This is a genomic window from Bradyrhizobium sp. AZCC 1610 (assembly GCF_036924515.1).
Taxonomy (GTDB): domain Bacteria; phylum Pseudomonadota; class Alphaproteobacteria; order Rhizobiales; family Xanthobacteraceae; genus Bradyrhizobium.
This window is the reverse complement of record NZ_JAZHRR010000001.1, coordinates 7,516,036-7,539,700: the sequence shown is the minus strand read 5'-3', so window position 1 is coordinate 7,539,700 and position 23,665 is coordinate 7,516,036. Positions and strand designations below refer to the sequence as shown.

The window sequence follows — 23,665 nt, the reverse complement described above, 5'->3', positions numbered from 1 at the left end:
GTTACTCAAACCGCCCCATGCGACTCCACATAGAGCGCGTAGACCGAGTGGCAGCTTGTCATATAGAGGCGGTTGTTCTTCGGGCCGCCGAAGGTGAGATTGGCGCAGCGCTCCGGCAGGCGGATATGGGCGAGCGGCTTGCCGGCGGGGCTGAACACCATCACGCCGTCGAGATCTTCCGGCTTGCCCTTAAGCTGGAACACTCTGCGGCCACCGACATCCGTCGGCTCACCTTGCAGCGCGCCGTTGGAGCCCCAGCCGCACCACAGATTGCCGTCGCGGTCGACCCTGAAGCCGTCCAGCGCGCCCTGATCCGCGGCGTCGATCAGCTTGGTCTTGCCGCCGAGCGTGCCGTCGGCGTTGACGTCAAAACTCCAGATGCTGCGGTTGGGCGCGCCCTTCCATTCCACGACATAGAGTTTCTTCTCGTCCGGCGAGAACGCGAGCCCGTTGGGATTGACGATATCGGTAATGATGGCGGTGAGCTTGCCGTCCTTGGTCAGGCGATAGACGTTGGTGGTGGCCTGCTCGGGCTTTTCCTTCTTGCCTTCCCATTCGCCATTGATGCCGAACAAGGGATCGGTGAACCAGATGGTGTCGTCGGACTTCACCACGATGTCGTTCGGCGCGTTCAGCCGCTTGCCCTCGAACTTGTCGGCCAGCACCGTGATCTTGCCGTCCTTCTCGGTGCGGGTGACGCGGCGGGTGACCGAATGCTCGCAGGTGACGAGCCGGCCCTGACGGTCGCGCGCATTGCCGTTGGCATAGTTGGCATTGGCGCGGAAGACGCTGATCTGGTTGGTCTTCTCGTCGAACTTCATGATGCGGTTGTTGGGGATGTCGGAGAACAAGAGATAGCCGCCTTCGGGGAAGTACGCCGGCCCTTCGGTCCACCGCATACCGGTTGCGACCTGTTCGACAGTCGAGGAGTAGATCCGGTACTTTGCAAAACTCGGATCGAGAATCTGCACGGCCGGATCGGGATAGCGCTGGTTCGGCATGAACGGGAATGATTGCGCAGCCGCGCTGCGGGCGAGAAGCGTGGAAGCAGCGGCAGCACCTGCCCCAGCGAGCAGGTTGCGTCGAGATATGGTCATTGGTTGGTCCTTCCCCAGTGATGCTTTTGCTTGGTCTCGGCTCTATCCACGTCATTGCGAGGAGCAAAGCGACGAAGCAATCCATCTTTCTTTGTGCCGTGAGATGGATTGCTTCGCTTCGCTCGCAATGACGTCCTGAGTGGTTGTGAATTCCGGGCTCACGCTTCTCGCGCCCCCGGAATGACGGCTAATAAATCGAAGGCTCCTCCACCGGCGCCCCAAATCCGGTCTCCAGAAAATCGAAGTCGCAGCCTTCATTGGCTTGCTTGATGTGCTTGGTGAACATCCAGCCATAGCCGCGCTCGTAGCGCGGCCCCGGCGCCTTCCATTCGGCGCGGCGCTTTGCCAGTTCGGCCTCAGGGACATCGAGGTTGATGGTGCGTGCGTTGACATCAAGCGTGATCTTGTCGCCGGTTCGCACCAAGGCCAGCGGGCCACCGACATAGGATTCCGGAGAGACGTGCAGGATGCACGCGCCGTAGCTGGTGCCGCTCATGCGCGCATCCGACAGCCGCACCATGTCGCGCACGCCCTGTTTCACCAGTTTTGTGGGAATCGGCAGCATTCCCCATTCCGGCATGCCCGGCCCGCCTTGCGGTCCGGCGTTGCGCAGGATCAGCACATGATCGGGGGTGACGTCGAGGTTGGGATCGTCGATCGCCGTTTTCATCGAGGGATAATCGTCGAACACCAGCGCCGGCCCGGTATGATTGAGGAAACGCGGCTCGCAGGCGCTCGGCTTGATCACGCAGCCGTCGGGCGCGAGATTGCCCTTGAGCACGGCAAGCGCGCCTTCGGCATAGATCGGATCCTTCACCGTGCGAATGACGTCGTCATTATAGACTTCGGCGCGCGCGATGTTGTCGCCGAGCGTCTGGCCGGTCACCGTCAAGACGTCGAGATGCAGATGCTCCCTGATGCGGCTCATCAGGCCCGGCAGGCCGCCGGCGTAGAAGAAATCCTCCATCAGATATTTGTCGCCGCTCGGCCGCACATTGGCGATCACGGGCACCTTGCGGCTGGCCTTTTCGAAATCGTCGAGCCCGATGTCTTGCCCGGCGCGGCGGGCCTGCGCGATCAGATGGATGATCGCGTTGGTCGAGCAGCCCATCGCCATCGCCACCGTGATCGCGTTCTCGAAGGCTTTTCGGGTCTGGATCTTGTCCGGCGTCAGGTCCTCCCATACCATCTCCACAATCCTTCGGCCGCATTCCGACGCCATGCGGATATGACCGGCATCGGCGGCGGGAATCGAGGACGCGCCCGGCAAGGTCATGCCGATCGATTCCGCAATCGCCGTCATGGTGGACGCCGTGCCCATGGTCATGCAGGTGCCGTAGCTGCGGGCGATGCCCGCTTCCACGTCGACCCAGTCCTTGTCGGAGATTTTGCCGGCGCGCCGCTCGTCCCAGTATTTCCAGGCATCGGAGCCGGAACCCAGCGTCTTGCCCTTCCAGTTGCCGCGCAGCATCGGCCCGGCCGGCAGATAGATCGTCGGCAGGTTCATGCTCGTGGCCCCGAGCAGCAGGCCCGGCGTGGTCTTGTCGCAGCCGCCCATCAGCACGACGCCGTCGACCGGGTGGCCCCGCAGCAATTCCTCGGCATCCATCGCCAGCATGTTGCGATAGAGCATGGTGGTCGGCTTCAGGAACGATTCCGACAGCGACAGCGCCGGCAACTCCATCGGAAAGCCGCCCGCCATCAGGATGCCACGCTTGACGTCGTCGACGCGGCTTTTGAAATGCATGTGGCAGGGCTGCGCATCCGACCAGGTGTTGAGGATCGCGATCACAGGCCGACCCTTCCACTCCTCCGGCGCGTAGCCCATCTGCATCGCGCGCGAGCGATGGCCGAAGGCGCGCAGATCGTCGGGCGCGAACCAGCGCGCGCTGCGGAGGTCGGCGGGGTTCCTGTTTTTGCTCATGACTGCGTGCCCCATTTCTGGACGGTGTTGCGCTCGATCGTGCGGAAGATCAAGTTCTCCACGATCAGGCCAATGACGATCACCGTCAACAGGCCGGCGAACACGGCAGGTATATCGAGCAGGTTGCGGTTTTCGAAAATAAACCAGCCGAGGCCGCCCTGCCCCGACGACACGCCGAACACCAGCTCGGCGGCGATCAGCGTACGCCAGGCAAATGCCCAGCCGATCTTCAGGCCGGTCAGGATCGAGCCGAACGCCGCCGGGATCAGAATGCGCGCGACGTAAGGCAGGCCGCGCAGGCCGTAATTGCGGCCGACCATCCGCAGCGTATTCGACACGCTCTTGAATCCGGAATGGGTATTGAGCGCGACCGGCCACAGCACCGAATGTATCAGCACGAAAACAAGACTGCCATTGCCGAGACCGAACCAGATCAGCGCCAGCGGCAGTAGCGCGATCGCCGGCAAGGGATTGAACATCGCCGTGATGGTTTCGAGAAAATCCGTGCCGATCCGGGTCGAGATCGCGAGAATGGTGAAGATAGCCGCGAGGATGATGCCGGCGGCATAGCCCATGAACAGCACTTTTAGCGACGCCCAGGCGCGCAAGGGAATGGTTCCGTCGCGCACCCGGTCGAACATCGTCAGAATCGTGTCGTGAAAGGTCGGGAACAGCAGCGGATTGTCGAGGATGGTGCCGTAGACTTCCCACGCGGCGGCAAGGAAGATGATGATCGCGGATTTGCGGACGAAGCCATCGTTCCACAACAGCTCCAGCACCGTCAGCTTGCGCTCGACTTCCGCCGGAACCACCGCCGCCAAATCTGCGGCATCGCGCAGCAGGATTTTTGCTTCGCCCATCGCGCGCTCCCCTCAGTGTGCCGTCACGACGTCGGCGAACAAGAGATCGTGGATCTGCTTCTCCAGCCGCGCGGCGCTGCCGTCCTCGCCGGAGACCTTGTCGACATCGACGACCTCGGCCTTGACCCGGCCGGGATGCGGCGACAGCAGTAGGATGCGGTTGCCGATCTTGATCGCTTCCGCGATCGAATGGGTGACGAACAGCACGGTGAATTTGGTTTCCGCCCAGAGCTGCAGCAGCTCGTCCTGGCAGGTGCGTCGCGTCAGCGCATCAAGGGCGGCGAACGGCTCATCCATAAGCAGGATATCCGGCTCCATCGCCATGCCGCGTGCGATCGCCACGCGCTGCTTCATGCCGCCGGACAGCGTGTGCGGATAGGCATCGACGACACGGGTGAGGCTGACTTTCTCGATATAGGCGCGCGCCCGCATCTCCGCGTCCTTGCGCGGCAGGCGCCGCGTCATCAGCAGCGGAAACATCACGTTTTCCAGCACCGTCTTCCACGGCAACAACTGGTCGAACTCCTGGAAGATCATCATCCGGTCGGCGCCGGGCTCGGATATTTCGCGGCCCGAGATCCGCATCTTGCCCTCGCTCGGCTTCATGTAGCCGCCGACGGCCTTCAACAGCGTCGACTTGCCGCAACCGGAGGGGCCGAGCAGCACGAAGCGATCGGAACGATCGACCGTGAAACTGACCCGCTCGGTTGCGGTCACGACCGCGCTCGAAGTCTTGTAGCGCAGCGTTACGTCACTGACATCGAGAAGCGCGGCCATGTCGATCAGTTACCCTTCAGGTCGTGCGCGACCGGCAGGTAGTAATCGGTGAAGGCTTTTGGCATGGTCTTCAGCGTGCCGACCTTGAACAGATGGGCGGCGAATTTCATGGTGCCCTGCGGCTGCAGGTTCCATTCCATCATGCCGGGCTCCTTGAGCCATGCCAGCAGATCCTCGACGCTGGTCTTGTCGCCGGTGACTTCCTTGTAGATCTCCACCGCAGCCTTGGTGTCGCTGCGGATCAGGTCCTGCGCCTCCTTGGTGGCGTCGCGCACCGCCTGCACGATCTTCGGATTGGCGTCGGCGAATTTGGTTGTGGTGAAGAACTGCGCCTGGCTGAGCGGGCCGCCCATCACGTCGGGCGACGACAGCACCACATGCGCACCGGAAACGTTCTTCAGTTCGAGGAACGTGAACGGCGGGATCGAAAAATGGTTGCGCACCTCGTGCTGCGTGTTGGTCAACGCCACGTAGGCGTCGGGATGGCCGAGCTGCACGGTGTTGGGATCGAGCTTGGACCACTGGTCGGCGCCGAAGGCTTCGGCCGCCGCGATCTGCAGCACGATCGCCTGCGTCGAGACCTTGACGGTGGGCACCGCGATCTTGTCGTTCGGGCCGAAATCCTTGATCGACTTGATATTCGGATCGCGGCTGATCAGCGTCATCGGTTGCGCCGAGGTGGCGACGATGCCCTTGACGCCGCCGCGGGTGCGATCCCACAGCAGCAGGAGATTGCCGGTTCCGGTATTGAGGATGTCGACGCTGCCGGCCAGCAATGCATCGGTCTGCGCGCCGCCGCCGCTCAAGTTCACCCATTTGGTGGTGACGCCTGATACGCCGAGGGAAGCCGCGTGCTTCTCAATCAGCTTGTTCTTTTCCATGATATGCGAGGGCATGTAGAAAATGCCCGGCTGCCGCGACAGCGTGATCTCCGACTTCTGCTGGGCCGATGCCTGAGAGCCCGGCAGCAGCATCAGCATCGCAACGGCGCCCGCGCAGGCGCTCCACTTCCTGTTTTTCATTGTGCATCTCCTCCGGCGTCTCGTTGACGCTTGCGGGGAGATGCACTAATGTATTAGTGCATCTGAAGCAAGCCCCTTCTGAAAACGGCCGGTCGCCCGATGGCTCCCCTGCAAGTCTCCCGCCGCGCAGCCCCGCGCTCCGCCGACCGGCTCGATCGCGACCGCCAGGCCGCGCCGCAGGTGTTCGAGCGCCTGCGCGGCATGATCATCTCGCTGGAGCTGCCGCCAGGATCGCCGCTATCGCGCGCCGCGCTCGCCGGACAGTTCGGGGTCAGTTCAACGCCGATCCGCGATGCGCTGATGCGGCTCGAGGAGGAAGGCCTCGTCGACGTCTTCCCGCAATATGCAACCGTGGTCAGCCGGGTCGACGTGCGGCTGGCGCAGCAGGCGCATTTCCTGCGGCAGGCGGTCGAACTCGAAATCGTGCGTGGGCTCGCGATCCAGCACGACGAAACGCTCGTCGCCGAACTTCACGCGACGATTGCCCGCCAGCAGCAATATGCAAGGGCCGGCGACTTCGAAAAATTCATGGCAGCCGATAACGAGTTCCACAGCCAACTCTATACGGCTGCCGACAAGCAGGACATCTGGGCGCTGGTGCGCAGCCGCAGCGGGCATATCGACCGGCTGCGCCGGATGCATCTGCCCTCGCCCGGCAAGGCGCAGGATATCGTGCGGCATCACAAGCTGATCGCGAAGGCGATCGATGCCGGGGAGCCCGACGAGGCGCAGAAGCTCCTGCGCACCCATCTGTCGGGCACACTCAGCGAACTCGCCCGGATTCGATCGCGCTATCCGGAATATCTCAGCAATTGATCCCGGCGACCTCGCTTCGTACGCCAAGTCGAATCACGCTCGCTTGCGCAAGCTGTTCCGTCTTTGTCTGCCCGGCAACATACGCATGACGGCGTTTTGTGCGGGCTTTTGACCGTCCAGCCGGGACGTTCCCGCCGGGGAAGCAGTTGCGGCTACACAAGGTTTCGGCATAACTCTCAACCTGCCATTGACTTGATTCCAGCGGGCCCGGAGAACTTTTTACTTTGGCAAGAATACTTGTCGTGGATGACGATGTGGCGGTCCAGATGACCGTCCGCCTGTTGCTGGAGCGCGCCGGCCATAGCGTGGTCACTGCCGATGACGGGCGAAAGGGCCTGGCATTGTGTCAGACCGGAGATTTCGATCTGTTGTTCCTCGACATCTTCATGCCGGGAATGGATGGATTTGAAACCATGCGGATGGTTCGCCAGCAGCGGCCGCAGATTCCGATCATCGTGATCTCCGGCCGGCCGATCTCTTCGGAACCAGACACCGCCCCTGACTTCCTGACCATGGCAACCAAGCTCGGAGCGATCTCCAGCCTGCAGAAACCGTTCCGGCCCGCCGACCTTCTGGCAGCCGTCATGGGCTGCCTGGAAGCCGCCAAGCGGGACTTGCCTCCGCGCGCCACCGGCGGTGTTGCTTCCTCCCCGTAATGCGCCATAGCATCCGATTTGTCCGGCGGCTCGCCGGGCAGAGCGAGAGGGCGGGCGAACACGAACATGACGCTCACAACCAGGCTTGCCATCGCGATGATTGCGCTGGTCGCGATCGCGGTTTCCGCGGTCGGATGGCTGAACTATCGCAACCTGGAACAGGCGCTTCTGCTGCGGGCCCGCGACCGCATCGAGACTCATTCGCGACAGCTCGCGACCGACCTCGAATACTACGCGGCCAGCGCTAACGGAGATGTCGCGAGCTTTCGTTCCGCAGCGGCGCTGCACGGATTGATCCGCGCCCGCAGATCGGGAGGGCTGGATCCGCTCGATGGCGTCTCCGAAAAGACGTGGCGCGACCGGCTGGCTTCACGTTTCGCGGCCGAACTCGAAGCCAAGCCTGCCTATGCGATGCTTCGGATCATCGGCATTGACGACGATGGCCGTGAGCTTGTCCGCGTCGATCGCGCGGGACCGAACGACACGGTTCGGATCGTGCCTGAAGAGGGATTGCTGAAGAGAAACAATCGCAGCTACTTCCCGGAAACGATCCGGCTAGGCCCCGGACAAATCTATGTCTCGCCGCTCGATCTCGGTCGCCGCAACGGACTGATCGAGGAGGTGCACAGGCCGACGCTTCGCATCGCGACGCCAATATTCGCACACGACGGCAAGCTGTTCGGCATTTTCATGATTAACGTTGACATGCGGCGCGCGTTCGACCGTGTCCGGTCATCGGTGTTGCCTGGCGAGACCATCTACGTCGTCAACAAGCAGGGCGACTATCTCATTCACCCGGATCGGTCGCGCGAGTTCGGCGCGCTGCTCGGCAAGCCGAACAACTGGAAAGCCGACTTCCCGCATCTGGCCTCGCAGGCCGGGGCAACGCAAAACAGCGCGGATATAGTGCCGGATCGAGCCGCACGGCCGGGCGGAATAGCGCTGGCACCCGCTGTCCTGGCGGGCGTCGAATGGGTTGGCGTCATCGAAACCGCCCCCAACGCGGTCATCATGGCGCCGGCCGCGAGCATCAGAAATACTTCACTTCTCGTTGGCGGAATCGCCGTGTTGTGCGCGGCGGTGCTGGCCCTGCTGATCGCGAGGTCGCTGACCCGACCGATCGTGCAGTTGACCGAAGCCGTGCAGGGGGTGGCTGGTAACAAGAAGATCGCCATTCCGGTCGACGCACGCGGCGAGACCGGCGTACTCGCACGCGCGTTTGCGCAGGCAATCGGCGAAGTGAATGCAAAGACCGCCGCCCTCGAACGGGAGGTACAGGAGCATCGCCGCACCGAGGCGGCGCGCGATCATCACGCCGAGCGGGAGCGGCTGTTCAGCGCGGCGGTCGAATCTTCCAACGAAGCCATCATCACGACGTCGCTCGATGGAACCATCACCGGCTGGAACTCGGCGGCGGAGCGGCTGTTCGGATACAGCGCGGCGGAAGCCACGGGCAAGAACATCACGCTGCTTGTACCCGAAGATCGACTGCCGGAGCTGCAGGACGCGCTGCGCCGGATCGGCTGGGGCGAAAGCATCGAGCACAGTGAAACGGAGCGGCTGCGAAAAAGTGGCCAGCGGATCGAAGTCTCGCTCAGCATCTCCCCGATCAAGTCCCCCTCGGGCGCGACCATCGGCATCTCGAAGGTCGCACGCGACATCACCGAAGCCAACAAGACCAGGCAGGTGCTGCGGCGGCAGACCGAAGAGCTTCGCCGCATCTTCGAGACCTCGCAGGATCTGATCATGGTGATGGATTCACGGGGGTTCCTGGTTCAGATCAGCCCGAGCTGCGAGGCCATATTGGGCTATCGGCCGGAGGAAATGATCGGCCGCAGCGGCGTCGACTTCATTCATCCCGACCATCTCGAGACCTCGCGCCAGGAAATGCGCGCGGCACGGCGCGGGCTGCGTCCGAAGATGTCCGATACGCGCTGCATTCACAAGAGCGGGCGGGAGGTGTGGCTGTCATGGCTCGGAACATGGTCCGAGCCGGCCAGGCGCTTCTTCTTCGTCGGCCGCGACATGACCGAGAGCCGGCTGGCGCAGGAGACGTTGCGCGAAAGCGAGCAGCTCGCGCGCGGCATCATCGACACCGCGCTGGATGCCTTCGTCCAGGTCGACGAGAAGGGCGTTATCCGGGACTGGAATGCGCAGGCCGAAAATATCTTCGGCTGGCCGCGCGATGAAGCGCTCGGCAGGAGTGTGTTCGATCTGATGGGCCAACCGGACGGGCAAGGACCTCTCAAGAAAGCCCTGCAATCCTTCCTGCTTTCCGGCGACGAGGTAGTCCGTCAGCCCCGCCGCGAACTCCAGGTCAGGCGGCGGGACGGAAAGGAAATCACGGTTGAGCTGAGCATCGCCGCGCTGCGCACGCGTGGGGGCTTCTTGTTCAACGGATTCGCCCGCGACCTCACCGATCGGATCGCGGCCGAGGACAGGATCCGGCAGGCCGAGAAGATGGAGGCGATGGGCCAGCTCACCGGCGGCATCGCGCACGACTTCAACAATATCCTGACCGTGATCACGGGAACCATCGAAATTCTGGCCGATGCCGTCAAGGGCGAACCGCAGCTTGCCGCCATCACGCGAATGATCGACGAGGCCGCGTCGCGCGGCGCCGACCTCACCCAGCACCTGCTCGCTTTCGCGCGCAAGCAGCCGCTCGAACCAAAGGTAACCGACGTCAACACGCTGATCATCGACACCGCGAAACTGCTGCAGCGGACGCTCGGCGAGCATGTCGAAATCGAATCCGTGTTCGAAGACGAAACCTGTCCGGCGATCGTCGATCCTAATCAACTCGCCACCGCGATTCTCAATCTGGCCCTCAACGCCCGCGACGCCATGCCGGACGGCGGCAAGCTGATCATCGAGACCGGCTTCGTCATTCTCGATGAAAATTATGCGAGGATGCACAGCGACGTCCGGCCCGGCCGCTACGCCATGATCGCGGTGAGCGATACCGGAACCGGCATCCCGGCCGCGATGCTCGACAAGGTATTCAATCCGTTCTTCACCTCGAAGGGCCCCGGCAAGGGCACCGGCCTGGGGCTGAGCATGGTCTACGGCTTTATCAAGCAATCGGCCGGGCACATCATGATCTACAGCGAGGAGGGCCATGGCACGACGATCAAGATGTATCTGCCGCCGGCCACGGATGCCTTGCCGGCGGCCGAGCCGGCGCTGACGCCGGCCGTCGAAGGCGGCCATGAAACAATTCTGGTCGTGGAAGACGACGCGCTGGTGCGCAACTATGTGCTGGCGCAACTGCATTCACTCGGTTACGTCACCCTGGATGCGGCGAACGCGACCGAGGCTCTCGCGCTCGTCCATACCGGCCACTCGTTCGACCTGCTGTTCACCGACGTAATCATGCCCGGCATGAACGGCCGCCAGCTCGCCGACGAGATCTTGAAGGTCAGGTCCGGCTCAAGGGTACTGTTCACCTCCGGCTATACCGAGAATGCCATCATTCATCACGGCCGGCTCGACGAAGGCGTATTGCTGCTCGCCAAGCCCTATCGGAAATCGGATATGGCGATCATGATCCGCAAAGCGCTCGCCGATTGATCGCCGCCGCGGCGAGGCATCCGGCTTGCCTTCCGATCAGGCCTGCGATCGGACCTATAATCAGATCTGGCCCTGACGCTGTGTGGTCATCACGATCCGGACCAGGTCAGCCGCATTCCGTGCGCCGAGCTTCTTCATGATATTGGCGCGGTGATCCTCGATCGTGCGCGGGCTGATCCCGAGATGCCGTCCGGCTTCCTTGTTGGACGCGCCGGCGGTGAACTGTTCCAGCACCTCGCGTTCGCGCCGCGTGAGCGGTTCGCGTCCCGGAAAATGCAGGCTCCCGATGCGCGATGGCGCATTTTGCGCCTGCCGGCGCGCGTAAGCCTCGATCGCTTCATCGAGTCTTGCTACGATTTCACTGCCGCGAAACGGCTTTTCGATGAAGTCCAGCGCGCCGTTCTTGATGGCGCTGACCGCCATGGCGATATCGCCCTGCCCCGAGATCATGAAGATCGGCGCAGGGTAGTCCTCACCATGCAGCTCTTTCAGAATATCGAGACCGGACTTACCGGGGATATGCACATCGAGCAGGATGCAGGCTGGCGTCCGCGTTCGTGCAATCGCCAGCAAAGCGGCGCCGTCGGCGAAACAGATGACCTGATAGCCGCCTGCCGACAGCACTATCGAAAGCGTGTCGCGAACGGCAGGGTCGTCATCGACTACGAAAATCTCCCCACGGGAGGGGGCCTTTTCAGTCATGTTCCATCGTCCATGCGTGGTTGAATGTGACGCACACTCGGATAACGGTATCGAACTTCATACCGGACCGTATTTGTACGGGACCACAGCTTAACGCACAAGTAGCAACGCACGCAGAAAAAAGTAACTAAGGAGTGCACCCATGCAGAATGCAGCAGGCGACGGCGTCGCACAGGCGCCCCATGACCAGAAGAGCCTGCGGCTGATCGAACAGACGATCGCAAGGGAAACTTCGCCGAAAACTTCGCTCGTTCCCGAGAGTTCCACCAATGTTATTGTGCTCGACGACGTATCTCCCCGCTACATGAAGGCTGCCGCCGCGCTGCAAGCCTGCAACGTCAATCTTGGCATCGCCCTGCGCTCGCTGCCGGATTGCAGCGATAGCGATCCCTGTGCCGCGAACCCGCCGGCGCTTTCGGTCATTGGGGCGTAAGGCCGACACGGCGCCGTCCCGCTGGAGCGTACGATGTTCCTCCGCCGCAAATTTTCCCCCGGATTTTCTCGCGCGGTCAACCGTCTGCAGTGATCGCTGCCCGGCATCCGGCATGCCACAGGCATATCGCCGACCCCGGATGCCGCCACGACGATGGAGAAGCTCGACGCGGCGCTCAACAATATGAGCCACGGCCTTTGCATGTTCGGGCCGGACGATCGCCTGCTGCTGTGGAACGATCGCTACGTCAAAATGTACAAATTGGCGCCCGACCGCCTGCGCGTCGGGTGCACGCTCGACGAAATGCTCGAGGCGCGCAAGGCGGCGGGCACGGCCTATCGTGACCTCGGGCAATACGGTTCGAAACTGCTGAGGGCGATGACGACGCGCAGTCCCGACAACCTCGTCGCCCAACTCGACGACGGCCGCATCGTCAACGTTTCGTACCGGCCGACGCAAACGGCTGCTGGGTTTCGACCCACGAGGACATCACCGAGCGCGCGCAAAACGAAGCAAGGATCGCGCATCTGGCATTTCACGACCAGCTCACCGGCCTGCCGAACCGGGCGGCGTTCAACGAGCGCATCGCAAACACTCTCCAGTTGGCGGCCGGCAATGCCTCGTTTGCGTGCCAGGTTCAGGGCTATTTGATCGGCCGGCCGGAGCCGATCGCGCATTACCGGCATCTGGTGGCGGGTCTTGCCGGCGCGCGCGAGAACATCGTCAGCGCCCGTTGAGTTGGCCTGATCGCCCCGCGGTGCGATCGGCCTCAGTGCATCGCCTCTTCGGCCTTTGACGAGGCGCTCGGCCGCTTCTTGGCTTGCTTGCCTCTCAGGAAGCGAATGTCCATTTCCGTGCCGTTGACGCGAACGAGCTCGCACCGGCGATAGGCAAGGCCGGTCGAGGAAAGCAACAGGAAGAACTCCTTGAGATTGAGGCCTTGAATGGAACCTTCCACGGTCAGCTCGGCATCAGTGTCCGAGATTGCGTTGAGCTGGCAGTCCCTGCGCCAGGTCCCGTCGATCGCCATGATGCAGACGTCATATCCCCGACTGAACGTGACCCTCTCTGCGCTCTTGCCGTCCTCTGTCATCGCTCACCGTCCTGCCATCGCCGCGATTTTTAGCATCGACGTTGCGGTCTGCGGAGATGCTGCACGCACCCCGCTCGGCCGATAGAGGCCGCGCCTGTCCGGGAACGGCTTGAAGACATCAGTCAGGCCGACGACCGTTTCCGCCGCGCCCAGCACCAGGAAGCCATCGCCTTCCATCGCCTTGGCGAGACGGCCGAAGATACTGACCTTGGTGTCCTGATCGAAATAGATCAGGACGTTGCGGCAGAAGATGATGTCAAAGGTGCCAAGCTGGGAGAAATCGTGCAACAGATTCAGTTGCCGGTGCTGAACCATGGCGCGCAGCTCCGGGCCGATCTGCCAGAGCTCGCCGTTCTGCTTGAAATATTTGACGAGCAATTGAATCGGAAGGCCACGCTGGACCTCGAACTGGCTGTAGACGCCCGATTTCGATTTCTCGAGCACTTCCGTGGACAGGTCGGTCGCGATGATTTCGACACGCCATCCGGCAAGCGCCGCGCCCATTTCCTTCAGCGACATGGCAAGCGAATACGGCTCCTGGCCGGTCGAGCCGGCGGCGCACCATATCCTGATGCTCCTTCGGCTGGCGCGCGCCTTCAACATCTCCGGCATGATGGTATCGCGAAAGTGCTCGAACGGCACCTTGTCACGGAAGAAGAAGGTTTCGTTGGTGGTCATGGCTTCGACCACCTGGGCGATGATCGAAGACGACCCGCCCTTCATTTTCTGCACGAGTTCGCCGATGCCCGACACACCGCATTTGCGCGATAGCGGAAGCAGGCGGCTTTCGATCAGATATTGCTTGTCTGCGGACAGGTCGAGACCGGAATGATCCTTCAGGAGTTTACGCAGATACTCATAGTCTGGCGGGGTCACGGGGGGCCTCTCAAGGGCAAGCGGACAAGATTTAGACCGGGCTCTGTTCCGTGAGCGCGACCAGACCGACTTCCTGGAATTTTGCTGCGACGATGTCCTTGTCGAACGGCTTCATGATGTATTCGTTGGCGCCGGCCTGCAGCGCACGCGAGATATGATCCATGCCGTTTTCGGTGGTGCAGAACACCACCTTGGGCGCGTCACCGCCAGGCATGCGGCGCAGATTGCCGAGGAATTCGTAGCCGTCCATGACAGGCATGTTCCAGTCGAGCAGAACCGCGTCAGGCATGGCCTCCTTGCAGGACGCAAGCGCCTGCTCGCCGTCCTCGGCCTCGACGATCTGGAAGTCCAATTCTTCCAGGATGCGGCGTGCGATCTTTCGGATGACGCTCGAGTCATCGACCACAAGACAGGTTTTCATTTGAGGCCTCCTTGCTTGACGGGCGGCGCTACGCTGCGAGGGTTGTTTTCGGCACGATTTCGAGAACGCGATCGATGTCGAGTACGACCATGAGCTGGCCGTCGAGACGGTGGACGCCGCCGGCGAGCCTGGCCATGCGGGGATCGAGGTTGACGGGGTTTTCCTCGCGGCCGTTATCGTGGAGTTTCAAGACCTCGCCGATCTGGTCGATCAGCAGGCCGTAGGACTCGCCGCGCAGATCGACGCCGACCGCCATCGGCGGCTTGCCGTCGTCGTTCTTGGGCAAACCCAACCGGGCGCGCATGTCGACCACGGTGACGATGCGGCCGCGCAGATTGAGCACGCCGGCGATCTCGGCCGACGACAACGGCACCCGCGTCAGCCGTTCCGGCATGAACACGTCCTGCACCCGCGAGATCGGCAGGCCGAACAATTGCCCGCCGATCACGGCGGTGACGTATTCGGCCACGGTGCCCTCGATGGTCTCGGTCTTGGTTGTCATGTGCATTATTCCTTAGGCCGTCCGGCTGAACTTGTTCATGCCGCGTTCCTGGTCTCGGCGGTCTGTTCCTTCAGCGCCGCGATCAGGCCGGGACGGTCGAACTTGGCGACGTAATCGTGGAAGCCGGCCTGCCGGCCGCGCTCGATCGCCGCCGGCGACACCAGCGAGGACAGCGCGATGATCGGCATCGTGCTCAGATTGTTGTCGGCGCGGATCACTTCGGCAAACTCGAAGCCGTTCATGTCGGGCATCTCGATGTCGGTCAGCACCACGTCGAAGGTGTGGCCCGAGCGCAGCGCGGACAGCCCCTCCTGCGCGTTGACGGCGACCCGCACCTTGTAGCCGGCGGCCTTCAGCACCGGGGCCAGCATGTTGCGGAAGAAGGCGCTGTCGTCGACCAGCAGCACCGATTGCGCCGTCGACGACGCCCGCATCTCCTTGCGCGAGAACCAGTCGGCAAACGCCATCGGCAGGAAGTGGCCGACGTCGATCACTTCCGTCGCCTGGCCCTTGATCACGGCCGAACCCAGGATGCCGTCCTGCTGGCCGGCGACCTCGATGTGCAGCCGCTCCTCGACGATGTCGATGATCTCGTCGACCACCAGCCCCATCGAGCGGCCGTCGTCGGCGAACACCAGGATCGGCTGCGAGCCTGAGGTCTGGACGGTGACCCCGTTCATCTGCACCAGCGGCATCAGCTGCTCGCGGTACTGCACCATGTAGCGGCCGTTAGAGAGCTCGATCTTGTCGGTGGCGATCTCCTCCAGCCGGGTGACGAGGCCGAGCGGCACCGCCTTGGGCTGGCTGGAACCTGCGCGGAACACCAGCAGCGAGGTCAGCTGTTCGCTGCCGAAGCCATGCGCCGCCGCCGCCTCGTCGGCCATCTCATGGGCCGAGGAGCCGGAGGCGCCGAGCGCTTTGGCAATGCCGTTGGGGTCGATGATCATGATCACGGCGCCATCGCCCAGAATGGTGTTGCCGGAGAACATCTCGATGTGCCGCAGCTTGGTCGACATCGGCTTGACCACGATTTCTTCGGTGTGGAACACGCCGTCGACCACGATGCCGAAGGTCTGGCTGCCGACCTGCGTGACCACGATGAAGCCGTTCTCGGGGTCGCTTGACGAGCCGTCGTCGATCTTGAGCAGCTTCTTCAGGTGCATCAGCGGCAACAGCTTGTTGCGCAGCCGCAGCACCGCGGTGTCCTTGATGCGCTCGATGCGGTGTTCGGAGTTGGCGCGTGCCCGCACCAATTCCACGACGGAGAGCTGCGGAATGGCAAAGCGGTCGCCGGCGGCTTCCACGATCAGGGCCGAGACGATGGCCAGCGTCAGCGGGATCTTGATGGTGACGCTTGAGCCCTCACCCGCCACGCTCTTGATATCGATGGTGCCGCCGATCTGGTCGATATTGGTGCGCACCACGTCCATGCCGACGCCGCGGCCGGAGACCGAGGTGACGGTGGCGGCGGTGGAGAAGCCCGGCGCAAAGATGAACTTGTGGATCTGGGCTTCGGTCATCTTCTCCAGCTCGGCCTCGCTGACGAGCCCGTTGGAGACGGCCTTGGCCTTGATCCGCTCGGTGTTGAGCCCGCGGCCATTGTCGGCGATGCAGATGATGATGTGGCCGCCCTCGTGATAGGCCGAAAGCCGGATCGTGCCCTGCTCGCCCTTGCCGCTGGCGACGCGCTCGGCCGGGGTCTCCAGGCCGTGGTCGGCGGAGTTGCGCACCATGTGGGTCAACGGATCCTTGATCAGGTCGAGCACCTGGCGGTCGAGCTCGGTGTCGGCGCCGTGCATCTCGAGCTCGATCTGCTTGCCGAGTTCGCCGCTTAGGTCGCGCACGATCCGCGGCAGCTTCTGCCAGGCATTGCCGATCGGCTGCATCCGCGTCTTCATGACGCCTTCCTGCAGCTCGGCGGTGACGTTGGAGAGCCGCTGCAGCGGCACCTTGAACTCGGTGTCCTCGTTGCGGCGGGAGATTTCCAGAAGCTGGTTGCGGGTCAGCACCAGCTCGGAGACCATGGTCATCAGGTGTTCCAGCGTGTCGACGTTGACGCGGATCGACTGGTTGGCGATCTTGTCGGCTTCCTGGACGTCGGCGTCGATGGCGACCGGCTTCCTCGCCGGCTTGGCCTTTACTTCCTTGGCGGCCGGCGGCGCGGGGGCGGTTTCCGGCGCGGGCGCAGGTGCGGCCTGCTTGACGGCGGGGGCCGGCGCGGGTTTGGGCGCGGGGGCGGCTTCGGTGGCGGTCTCGCGGAAGGCGCGTTCGAGGTCGTCGAGCGAGACCTCGCCGGGACGCAACGGGCGTTCCAGCACCTGGTCCACCAGCGTGCCCGCCGTCATTGCGGGCTGCACCGGCGGCGCGGCGACCACCGGGACGGGCGCGGCCGCGGGCGCTTCGGCCTCGGCATGGTGGCCGCCTTCGGCCATCGCATGCAGCTTCTCGATCAGGTCTTCGTCGGTACCCTCGGGCTCGGTCTCGGTGGCCTCGAGGCCCGCGAGGATTTCCTTGATGCGGTCGATCGAGGACAGGATCAGCGTCACGGCCTCGGCCTTGACCGGCATGCCGTCGCGGAATTTGCCCATCAACGTCTCGCCGGCATGGGCCAGCGCTTCCAGCCGCGGCAACCCCAGGAAGCCGCAAGTGCCCTTGATGGTGTGGACCAGCCGGAAAATGTTATCCAGAATCTTGGCGTCGCTCGGGTCCTGCTCGAACCGCACCAACTGATTGTCGACCGTATCCAGGCTCTCGCTGGTCTCCGTCAGGAACTCCCGCAACAGGTCGTCCATATGCGCATGCCTTCCAAAAAATCAGATATCGGCCTCCTGCAGACTAACCCTCCGGATTTCACGGCTACGTTAATTTCACCGTCCGTGCTAATACGGATATGGTGAATAATGTGGTCAGCAGCCGTTCGTAGCGGCGCGGTCGACGACACTTGCGCGGTCGACGACGATGAAGCCGTAGCCTTGTAGCCCGGGCGAGCGAAGCGACCCCGGGAGCGGTGCCGGACGAATAGAATGCGGGAAGTTGTTACCACCGTTCCCCGGGGTCGCGGAGCCTGTCATCGGGCGCGCATTCGCGCGACCCGTTGGCTCGCCCGGGCTACAGCAGCCGGATATAACGATTTGGGGACGGGCGCGCGGCGAAAGTCGATCAGGCTGCGAGCAGCTCATCTTCGCGCTTCACCAGCTTCCTGATTTCCTTGAGCGCCTTGTAGAGCGCGCCAGCGGCAACATGGGCATTGGCGGCGTCGATCGTGACGCGGGCGCCCGGATTGGTCTCGCGCAGCTCGCGCAGGAAGCCTTGATAGGCGGTCCGGTAACGCGGAATGTCGTTCTTCAGATACATGGTCTGAAGGCAGAGATAGAGCCGCTTGGCGGGCGTATTGGCTGTCTCGGCGTTGATGGTGTCTCGTTCGCGCAGTATCGGCGCGTCACCGTCGATCAGGAACGAGGTGCGCGTGCCGGAATTAATGAGGACGGTTTCGCCGATCACGATCCGTTCAAACGGCTTCAGTTCAACACGTAATGGCACAATCGTCCCCCGTTCGAAGACGCGCGCGAGCGCGGCGGCTCACGACGTTTGCGAAACATCGTTCGTGCAAATGCGCGGCGGATATGCCGCAATAAAGTATTCAGGGATTTTGGATCGATGGTGGCGGCGGGGTTTCCCCCGCCGCCTTGATCGTTGACGTTGCCGTCCCGCTTAGCGCAGGAGCTGCAGCACGCTCTGCTGGCTCTGGTTGGCCAGCGCCAGCGCGGACACCGCGATCGACTGGCGGGTCGACAGCGCCTGGCTGTTCGCCGCTTCCTCGTTGGTGTCGGCCAGCGTCAGGTTCGACGAGCCGGTCTGCAGCACGTTGATCAGGTTCTTCGAGAAGTCCTGACGGATCTGCACGATCGACAGGTTCGAACCCAAGGCGGAAGCCTGCGTGCGCAGCAGCGTAGAGGCGCTGCTCAGGTTGCCAATAACCTTGTTGGTGGCGGAGTTGTCGATGAAATCGGTACCGCTCGTCAGGTTCGCCAGACCGAGGCCCGCCGCGTTGAACGTCACGCCGGTGATGTTCAAGGTCGACTTGCCGGTCTCGTTGAACGTCAGCTTGAGCTGATCGCCGCCGAGCAGGTTGACGCCGTTGAACGACGCGTCCTGCGCGGTGGTAGTGATCTGCGACAGGATGCCGTTGAACTGGCTCACCAGGTTGCTGCGAACGGTCTGCGCCGAAGCGTCGACCACCGGAGCGGACGGAGTGGTGAACGTGATCGAGGTCGTCAGCGTGCCGCCGATCGCACCGCCTGCCACTGCCGAACCGAGGGTCGACGAAGCATAGTCGTTGGTGGCGGAGATCGTCAGCTTGCCGGTCGAGTCAACCGTCGAGGTCAGGTTGTTGGCCAGCAACGCGGCATTGAGCTGGTCGAGCGTCTTGACCGTGCCATTGGAACCGTCGCCGAAGGTGACGTTGACCGCGGCGCCGCCGTTGAAGGAGGTAAAGGTCAAGGTCTTGCCGGAGAGGCTGCCAGCCGCCGCGGTGCGACCCGCGGTGAAGTTGGTGCCCGTTCCGGTGTTGCCGGTGAGACCGAGCGAGGAGAGCGCGTTGCCGGTGCCGACGATCGACAGATCGGCGTTCGTGCCGGTCGAGATCTGCAGCGCGCCGCTCGAGTTGATCGAGGAGTTGGTCTGGCCGGAGGCGGTGGCCACCGTCGCCGTACCGCTAGCGTTGGTCGCGGTCCGAACGCCAGTCGCGAGATCGATGGCCTTCAGCACGTCGTCCGTGGTCGCCGCCTGCAAGTAGACCGTCGAGTTGCCGCTGCCGTCGGTGACAACGTTGCCGCTGACACCGGAGCCGGCCGCAACCGCCGCCGCGCCGGGCGTCGGCGCGTTCTTGAACGAGATGGTCTTGCCATTGACGTTCAACGTTGAGCCGTCCTGGATCAGGTTACCGAGGGTGGCTGCAGCGGTGGTACGGGCAGCGCCGACAGTGGCATCGCCAGCGCCGACCGAAGCCGTAAGCTTCAGCGCCGCCAGGGTGTCAGCCTTGCCCGTGATGGACAGATCGGCACCGGTTGAGCTCTTGACGGCCAGGACGCCGCCAGCGAGGGTAGAGGCGGTCTGGCCGGCATTCAAGGTCAAAACTCCGGCCACGTTGCTCTGTGCACCGCTGGCAATATCAATCGCAGCCATAAGGTCGCCGATGGAGGCCTCGGTGCCCGATCCGCCCAGATAGACGACCGAATTGCCGTCCGCATCGCTGAAGACGTTGCCGGTGGTCGTGCCGCCAAGCGTGTCCAGCTGGGTAAATCCCGCTGGCTCGGTAGCCGGAGCGACGCCTGCGGCAAAGGTGATCGTCTTGCCGTTGACGGTGAGGGTTTCGCCCGCATTGATCAGAGCGTTGGCGTCGCCCGCCGTTGCCGTGCCGTTCAGCAGCGAGTCCTTCGTCGACGACGCGTGGATAGTAACGGAGCCGGTCAAAGTGCCGACCACGCCGCCCAGCTTCGAGCCAGAAACCGCAGCGGTCGTGCCGCCGGCGGCACCGGAGTACAGCACGTTCGAGGCTGCGGTGGCGCTGGTGTAGCTCGTGGTGCCGCGCAGGTCGGTCGCCGTGGCGCCGGTGATGGTGGCGGAGACGTTCGACTTGGTGGAGTAGCCGACCGCGCTCTGCAGCGCCTGGTTGGCGATCGACTTCGCGGTGTCGACCAGCTTCTGCAGCGATGTGATGCCGGTGTTGGCGGCCTGCAGCACCTGCACGCCGTTGCCGATGCCGTCGAGGAGATTATTGATGTCACCGGCGCGCGAATCGAGCGACTGCGCGGTGAAGAAATTGGTGGGGTTATCGAGGGCCGTGTTGACCTTCTTGCCGGTGGCAAGGCGGTTCTGCGTGGTCGCGAGCAGGTCGGCGGTCGACTGCAGCGAGAGGAGGTTCTGGCGAACCGACGACGAGAGAACAATACCTGACATAACTCATATCCTTCTGGATGAACACGATTGACGCAACGCCGCAACTTCATTGGGCGACCGTGCCACACTCGTCCGCGAGCCCTACCCGCAGGTTAACGCGCCGATCCGTACAAATACGAAAGGCCAAAAAAACTTCATCGATGTCATTTATGGTAAACAGAGTCTTACCGATGCAGGACCCGGTCCCTGCGCGCCAACGCCGCCGATCGCGGAAGGCTCTGAGCGGCGCATCGACCGTCGAGCAATCGATCGCCGGCGGCGGAATATCAGCGAGTCGCTAGTTCGATTGGACGATGCCGCTGAAACGGGACCGGGCTTCGGCAAGACATTCGTTAACGAGCGCCAGCAGCGCCCCCGGCGTGAACGGTTTGCGCAGGCAGCGCGCGGCTCCGAGCTCGATCGCCATGCGCAGGAAGTCCGGCGCCGGCGAGGCGAGGTTGGCAAAGGCGTATCCCGACATCGCAATCAGGGGAACCGTCGGCGCGCGCTCGTGGAATATCCTGATCGATTCGAAGCCGCGCATGTGCGGCATGAAGATGTCGACGAGCATCAGGTCGAAGCGCGAGTCTTCCAGCGCACGAAGCCCGGCATCGCCGCCGTCGGCTATCGTCACATCAAAGCCGTGACGTTCGAGATAGATCTCGATGGCCGCGCAGACCATGGGATCGTCATCGACGATGAGAATGCGTGTCATGTCAGCCCCCGGGAAGCAGGTAGCGTACTTTCAGTTCAATCATTCCTCAGTCGCAATCATCGTGGGGCTGTCTGGTTTTGGACCCTGCAAAAGGGACGACCTTTCACACGATCGCGCGGGCAGTTTGCCTTGCGAATCAGTGCAGTACCGAATTTCTGCCGCAAACCGCCGGCCTGTCTGCCCTCTACAGTGTATAAGGCCGGTTCCACAACCCGCGCCATCGGGCCGGGAATTTATGCTCGCTCCCGGCATGCGACGCGTCGTGCCATCGATGACGCGAGACGTTCGATCTGCCGCATTCGATGCAAGCGGCATTGTACCCTCTCGATTGTTGCGGGTTCTGCGTCGCCCTGCCCGCATCTCGAAGCAGCCTCGGCGATGCTCGAGCCGCCGCCGAGCAGAGCAGCGCATTTCGAAAAAACTGGCACGGCATGAGCAGGCCCGGTTGATGCAACGCCCGGCGATCTGCTGCGTGCAAATGCGTCTCACCCGGTCGAGCCGCGCTTGTCGCACCTGTTGTTGCCCTCATGGGATTTGTGCGACGGCAAAGCACGGCCGCCGATCCAGGAATTCCTCGCACGGATGACCGACGTGCGGCGCATGCATTTCGCTGAATGCGACGAAAAGCTGCCGCCCGCGAGGTACCCGGCCGAGGGCCTTGCGTCTCGGGGAGGCCTCGAGCGCCGACTGCGTGCGTCTATTTTGCCAATTCTTCTTGCCAACAAAATGTGCAAGGATCATCCTGCAGTTCGGATTGTACGTATTGGATGCCAGAGACCGGCTTGGCCCGTAAGGCAGGAGACTGCTTTGGATTCAGCCCCTCGTTCTCCGAATGGATTTTTGTCCTCGCTGACGGCGGACGACTTCGAACTGGTTCGCCCGCATCTGCGTGCCGCCGATCTCAGCCAGGATATGGTGCTGGTCGAAGTCGACGAAACGCTCAAGCGTGCGTACCTCCCCCACAAAGGCGTCATCTCGCTGGTCGTCAAGCTCGCGCGCGGCGAGCATGTCCAGATCGCGATGATCGGCCGCGACAGCATTTTCGGTGCATTCGCCGCGCTCGGCGACGCCGTCGCGCTGAACACCGCCGTGGTGCTGGTGCCCGGCGCCGCCTCGACGATCGATCTCGATCAGCTTCGTATGGCCGCAGACCAGAGCGCCACATTGCGTACCGCGCTGGCGCGGCACGGCCTCGCGGTCTATGCGCAAATCCAGCAGACTGCCGGCTGCAACGCCTCGCACACGGTGGAGTCCAGGTTGGCGCGATGCCTGTTGCATACGCGCGACCTCTCCGGCAGCGACAAGCTCGTCCTGACCCAGGAAGCGATGGCCCAGATGATCGGCGCGCGCCGCAACAGCGTTTCGCTGGTGGCCAACACGCTGCAGCACGCAAACTTCATCCACTACAGCCGCGGCCATATCGAAATCACCAACGTGGACGGCCTGATCAAGACTTCCTGCGAGTGCTACGCGACGGTCAAGTCGCAGTACACGAGGCTGCTGCATCCGCGCATCCACTGCGCGGCCGCATGATCGGTTCCCGCGACCCGGCGGCGGCGCGGCCCGATCTGTGATATGCATCGCGCCGTCGTTGCGCGCGAGGATTGCGCAATCCTCTACACCTTACCGTATTATTACGGCCAATCGCGGCGATTGCGGCGTTTCGACCAGAACCGAGTTAACGCGCTGTTCAATGAGCCCTGATACTTGTCACGGTGCTGACGGGTGCGGGTTCGAGAAACGGCAATCGAGACTCTTCGCGTGCAACGCGCATTCACCTGTGTTCGGCGGCTTGCTGTTTGCGCGGAGTTAAGGACATGGCTTTTGACTTGTCGATGCCGATCCTGGTGGTCGATGACTACAGCACCATGATCCGCATCATCCGCAACCTTCTCAAGCAACTCGGATTCGAGAATGTCGACGAGGCCAGCGACGGATCGGCCGCGCTCGCCAAGCTGCAGACCAAGCGATACGGCCTCGTGATCTCCGACTGGAACATGGAGCCGATGACCGGCTACGACCTGCTCAAGGAAGTCCGCGCCAGCCCGGAATTCTCCAAGACGCCCTTCATCATGATCACGGCTGAATCCAAGACCGAGAACGTCATCGCCGCGAAGAAGGCCGGCGTCAACAACTACATCGTCAAGCCGTTCAACGCCGCCACGCTGAAGACCAAGATGGAAGCGGTGTTTCCCGGATAGCCGACTGACATCCGCCGGGAGCGCATCGCCGCCTCCAGGGCCACGCCGCACATCCGTCGC

At 62.9% G+C, this 23,665-nt stretch carries 21 protein-coding genes; 7 read left to right on the top strand and 14 right to left on the bottom strand.

What is annotated here, in order from left to right:
- Window positions 1–5 precede the first annotated feature (5 nt).
- The 5 genes from V1279_RS36900 to V1279_RS36880 form a co-directional block, all read right to left on the bottom strand.
- Window positions 6–1,097 carry an SMP-30/gluconolactonase/LRE family protein gene (locus tag V1279_RS36900; RefSeq protein WP_334445838.1) on the bottom strand — a complete coding sequence of 364 codons (1,092 nt, stop codon included), beginning with the start codon at window positions 1,095–1,097 and terminating at the stop codon, window positions 6–8.
- A 187-nt stretch (window positions 1,098–1,284) separates the two neighbouring features.
- Window positions 1,285–3,021 carry an L-arabinonate dehydratase gene (gene araD / locus V1279_RS36895; RefSeq protein WP_334445836.1) on the bottom strand — a complete coding sequence of 579 codons (1,737 nt, stop codon included), beginning with the start codon at window positions 3,019–3,021 and terminating at the stop codon, window positions 1,285–1,287.
- Window positions 3,018–3,881 (bottom strand): ABC transporter permease, encoded by an 864-nt coding sequence (locus V1279_RS36890; protein ID WP_334445835.1) that lies wholly within the window; start codon window positions 3,879–3,881, stop codon window positions 3,018–3,020. Before V1279_RS36890 ends, araD begins: the two co-directional genes overlap by 4 nt.
- Window positions 3,882–3,893: 12 nt before the next feature.
- The gene (locus V1279_RS36885; protein ID WP_334445833.1) at window positions 3,894–4,658 is read right to left on the bottom strand and encodes an ABC transporter ATP-binding protein; all 765 of its coding nucleotides are present in this window, start codon (window positions 4,656–4,658) and stop codon (window positions 3,894–3,896) included.
- Window positions 4,659–4,663: 5 nt separating this feature from the next.
- A complete protein-coding gene (locus V1279_RS36880) occupies window positions 4,664–5,638 on the bottom strand; it encodes an ABC transporter substrate-binding protein (protein ID WP_334446746.1) in 975 nt (324 codons plus the stop codon).
- Between the two features lie 141 nt (window positions 5,639–5,779).
- Here V1279_RS36880 and V1279_RS36875 point away from each other — a divergent pair, with 141 nt between their 5' ends.
- From V1279_RS36875 to V1279_RS36865, 3 genes are all read left to right on the top strand, one after another.
- On the top strand, window positions 5,780–6,496 hold the full coding sequence (locus tag V1279_RS36875) for a GntR family transcriptional regulator (protein WP_334445832.1): 717 nt from the start codon (window positions 5,780–5,782) through the stop codon (window positions 6,494–6,496).
- Between the two features lie 224 nt (window positions 6,497–6,720).
- Entirely contained in the window at window positions 6,721–7,152 is a 432-nt protein-coding gene (locus tag V1279_RS36870; RefSeq protein ID WP_334445830.1) for a response regulator, read from the top strand.
- Window positions 7,153–7,218: 66 nt separating this feature from the next.
- Window positions 7,219–10,725: a PAS domain S-box protein gene (locus V1279_RS36865; protein WP_334445829.1), complete on the top strand. Its 3,507-nt coding sequence runs from the start codon at window positions 7,219–7,221 to the stop codon at window positions 10,723–10,725.
- 60 nt (window positions 10,726–10,785) lie between these two features.
- On the opposite strand, the gene V1279_RS36860 is transcribed toward V1279_RS36865, so the two are convergent.
- Window positions 10,786–11,427: a response regulator transcription factor gene (locus V1279_RS36860; RefSeq protein ID WP_334445827.1), complete on the bottom strand. Its 642-nt coding sequence runs from the start codon at window positions 11,425–11,427 to the stop codon at window positions 10,786–10,788.
- Between the two features lie 142 nt (window positions 11,428–11,569).
- On the opposite strand from V1279_RS36860, the gene V1279_RS36855 reads away from it, so the two are divergent.
- Both V1279_RS36855 and V1279_RS36850 read left to right on the top strand, forming a co-directional pair.
- Complete coding sequence (locus tag V1279_RS36855) at window positions 11,570–11,860, top strand: hypothetical protein (RefSeq protein ID WP_334445826.1); 291 nt, start codon at window positions 11,570–11,572, stop codon at window positions 11,858–11,860.
- Window positions 11,861–12,013: 153 nt separating this feature from the next.
- Window positions 12,014–12,511: a PAS-domain containing protein gene (locus V1279_RS36850; protein ID WP_334445824.1), complete on the top strand. Its 498-nt coding sequence runs from the start codon at window positions 12,014–12,016 to the stop codon at window positions 12,509–12,511.
- Window positions 12,512–12,629: 118 nt separating this feature from the next.
- On the opposite strand, the gene V1279_RS36845 is transcribed toward V1279_RS36850, so the two are convergent.
- The 8 genes from V1279_RS36845 to V1279_RS36810 all read right to left on the bottom strand — a co-directional run bounded on the left by V1279_RS36845 (window position 12,630) and on the right by V1279_RS36810 (window position 21,404).
- Window positions 12,630–12,953, bottom strand: coding sequence for a PilZ domain-containing protein (locus V1279_RS36845; protein WP_334445823.1), 324 nt, complete (start codon window positions 12,951–12,953; stop codon window positions 12,630–12,632).
- A 3-nt stretch (window positions 12,954–12,956) separates the two neighbouring features.
- Window positions 12,957–13,829, bottom strand: coding sequence for a CheR family methyltransferase (locus V1279_RS36840; protein WP_334445821.1), 873 nt, complete (start codon window positions 13,827–13,829; stop codon window positions 12,957–12,959).
- Between the two features lie 31 nt (window positions 13,830–13,860).
- Window positions 13,861–14,250 carry a response regulator gene (locus tag V1279_RS36835; protein WP_334445819.1) on the bottom strand — a complete coding sequence of 130 codons (390 nt, stop codon included), beginning with the start codon at window positions 14,248–14,250 and terminating at the stop codon, window positions 13,861–13,863.
- Between the two features lie 28 nt (window positions 14,251–14,278).
- Window positions 14,279–14,752 carry a chemotaxis protein CheW gene (locus V1279_RS36830; protein WP_334445817.1) on the bottom strand — a complete coding sequence of 158 codons (474 nt, stop codon included), beginning with the start codon at window positions 14,750–14,752 and terminating at the stop codon, window positions 14,279–14,281.
- 35 nt (window positions 14,753–14,787) lie between these two features.
- Window positions 14,788–17,544, bottom strand: coding sequence for a hybrid sensor histidine kinase/response regulator (locus V1279_RS36825; RefSeq protein ID WP_334445815.1), 2,757 nt, complete (start codon window positions 17,542–17,544; stop codon window positions 14,788–14,790).
- A gap of 367 nt (window positions 17,545–17,911) precedes the next feature.
- Entirely contained in the window at window positions 17,912–18,292 is a 381-nt protein-coding gene (gene flbT, locus V1279_RS36820; RefSeq protein WP_334445813.1) for a flagellar biosynthesis repressor FlbT, read from the bottom strand.
- Between the two features lie 171 nt (window positions 18,293–18,463).
- Window positions 18,464–20,710, bottom strand: a complete 2,247-nt coding sequence (locus V1279_RS36815) for a DUF1522 domain-containing protein (protein WP_334445811.1) — start codon at window positions 20,708–20,710, stop codon at window positions 18,464–18,466.
- Between the two features lie 277 nt (window positions 20,711–20,987).
- Entirely contained in the window at window positions 20,988–21,404 is a 417-nt protein-coding gene (locus tag V1279_RS36810) for a response regulator (protein WP_334445809.1), read from the bottom strand.
- 807 nt (window positions 21,405–22,211) lie between these two features.
- Between V1279_RS36810 and V1279_RS36805 the strand changes: the two genes are divergently transcribed.
- The gene (locus V1279_RS36805) at window positions 22,212–22,937 is read left to right on the top strand and encodes a Crp/Fnr family transcriptional regulator (protein WP_334445807.1); all 726 of its coding nucleotides are present in this window, start codon (window positions 22,212–22,214) and stop codon (window positions 22,935–22,937) included.
- 284 nt (window positions 22,938–23,221) lie between these two features.
- Complete coding sequence (locus tag V1279_RS36800; RefSeq protein ID WP_334445804.1) at window positions 23,222–23,605, top strand: response regulator; 384 nt, start codon at window positions 23,222–23,224, stop codon at window positions 23,603–23,605.
- Window positions 23,606–23,665 lie beyond the last annotated feature (60 nt).

What these genes read in the sequence shown, in the direction of transcription:
- V1279_RS36860 (WP_334445827.1), bottom strand. Translation starts at nt 11,427, where the DNA reads ATGACTGAAAAGGCCCCCTCCCGTGGGGAGATTTTCGTAGTCGATGAC.
- V1279_RS36815 (WP_334445811.1), bottom strand. Translation starts at nt 20,710, where the DNA reads ATGTCAGGTATTGTTCTCTCGTCGTCGGTTCGCCAGAACCTCCTCTCG.
- V1279_RS36835 (WP_334445819.1), bottom strand. Translation starts at nt 14,250, where the DNA reads ATGAAAACCTGTCTTGTGGTCGATGACTCGAGCGTCATCCGAAAGATC.
- V1279_RS36810 (WP_334445809.1), bottom strand. Translation starts at nt 21,404, where the DNA reads ATGACACGCATTCTCATCGTCGATGACGATCCCATGGTCTGCGCGGCC.
- V1279_RS36800 (WP_334445804.1), top strand. Translation starts at nt 23,222, where the DNA reads ATGGCTTTTGACTTGTCGATGCCGATCCTGGTGGTCGATGACTACAGC.
- V1279_RS36880 (WP_334446746.1), bottom strand. Translation starts at nt 5,638, where the DNA reads ATGCTGATGCTGCTGCCGGGCTCTCAGGCATCGGCCCAGCAGAAGTCG.
- V1279_RS36845 (WP_334445823.1), bottom strand. Translation starts at nt 12,953, where the DNA reads ATGACAGAGGACGGCAAGAGCGCAGAGAGGGTCACGTTCAGTCGGGGA.
- araD (WP_334445836.1), bottom strand. Translation starts at nt 3,021, where the DNA reads ATGAGCAAAAACAGGAACCCCGCCGACCTCCGCAGCGCGCGCTGGTTC.
- V1279_RS36885 (WP_334445833.1), bottom strand. Translation starts at nt 4,658, where the DNA reads ATGGCCGCGCTTCTCGATGTCAGTGACGTAACGCTGCGCTACAAGACT.
- V1279_RS36890 (WP_334445835.1), bottom strand. Translation starts at nt 3,881, where the DNA reads ATGGGCGAAGCAAAAATCCTGCTGCGCGATGCCGCAGATTTGGCGGCG.
- V1279_RS36875 (WP_334445832.1), top strand. Translation starts at nt 5,780, where the DNA reads ATGGCTCCCCTGCAAGTCTCCCGCCGCGCAGCCCCGCGCTCCGCCGAC.
- V1279_RS36900 (WP_334445838.1), bottom strand. Translation starts at nt 1,097, where the DNA reads ATGACCATATCTCGACGCAACCTGCTCGCTGGGGCAGGTGCTGCCGCT.
- V1279_RS36865 (WP_334445829.1), top strand. Translation starts at nt 7,219, where the DNA reads ATGACGCTCACAACCAGGCTTGCCATCGCGATGATTGCGCTGGTCGCG.
- V1279_RS36850 (WP_334445824.1), top strand. Translation starts at nt 12,014, where the DNA reads ATGGAGAAGCTCGACGCGGCGCTCAACAATATGAGCCACGGCCTTTGC.
- V1279_RS36855 (WP_334445826.1), top strand. Translation starts at nt 11,570, where the DNA reads ATGCAGAATGCAGCAGGCGACGGCGTCGCACAGGCGCCCCATGACCAG.
- V1279_RS36830 (WP_334445817.1), bottom strand. Translation starts at nt 14,752, where the DNA reads ATGACAACCAAGACCGAGACCATCGAGGGCACCGTGGCCGAATACGTC.
- V1279_RS36825 (WP_334445815.1), bottom strand. Translation starts at nt 17,544, where the DNA reads ATGGACGACCTGTTGCGGGAGTTCCTGACGGAGACCAGCGAGAGCCTG.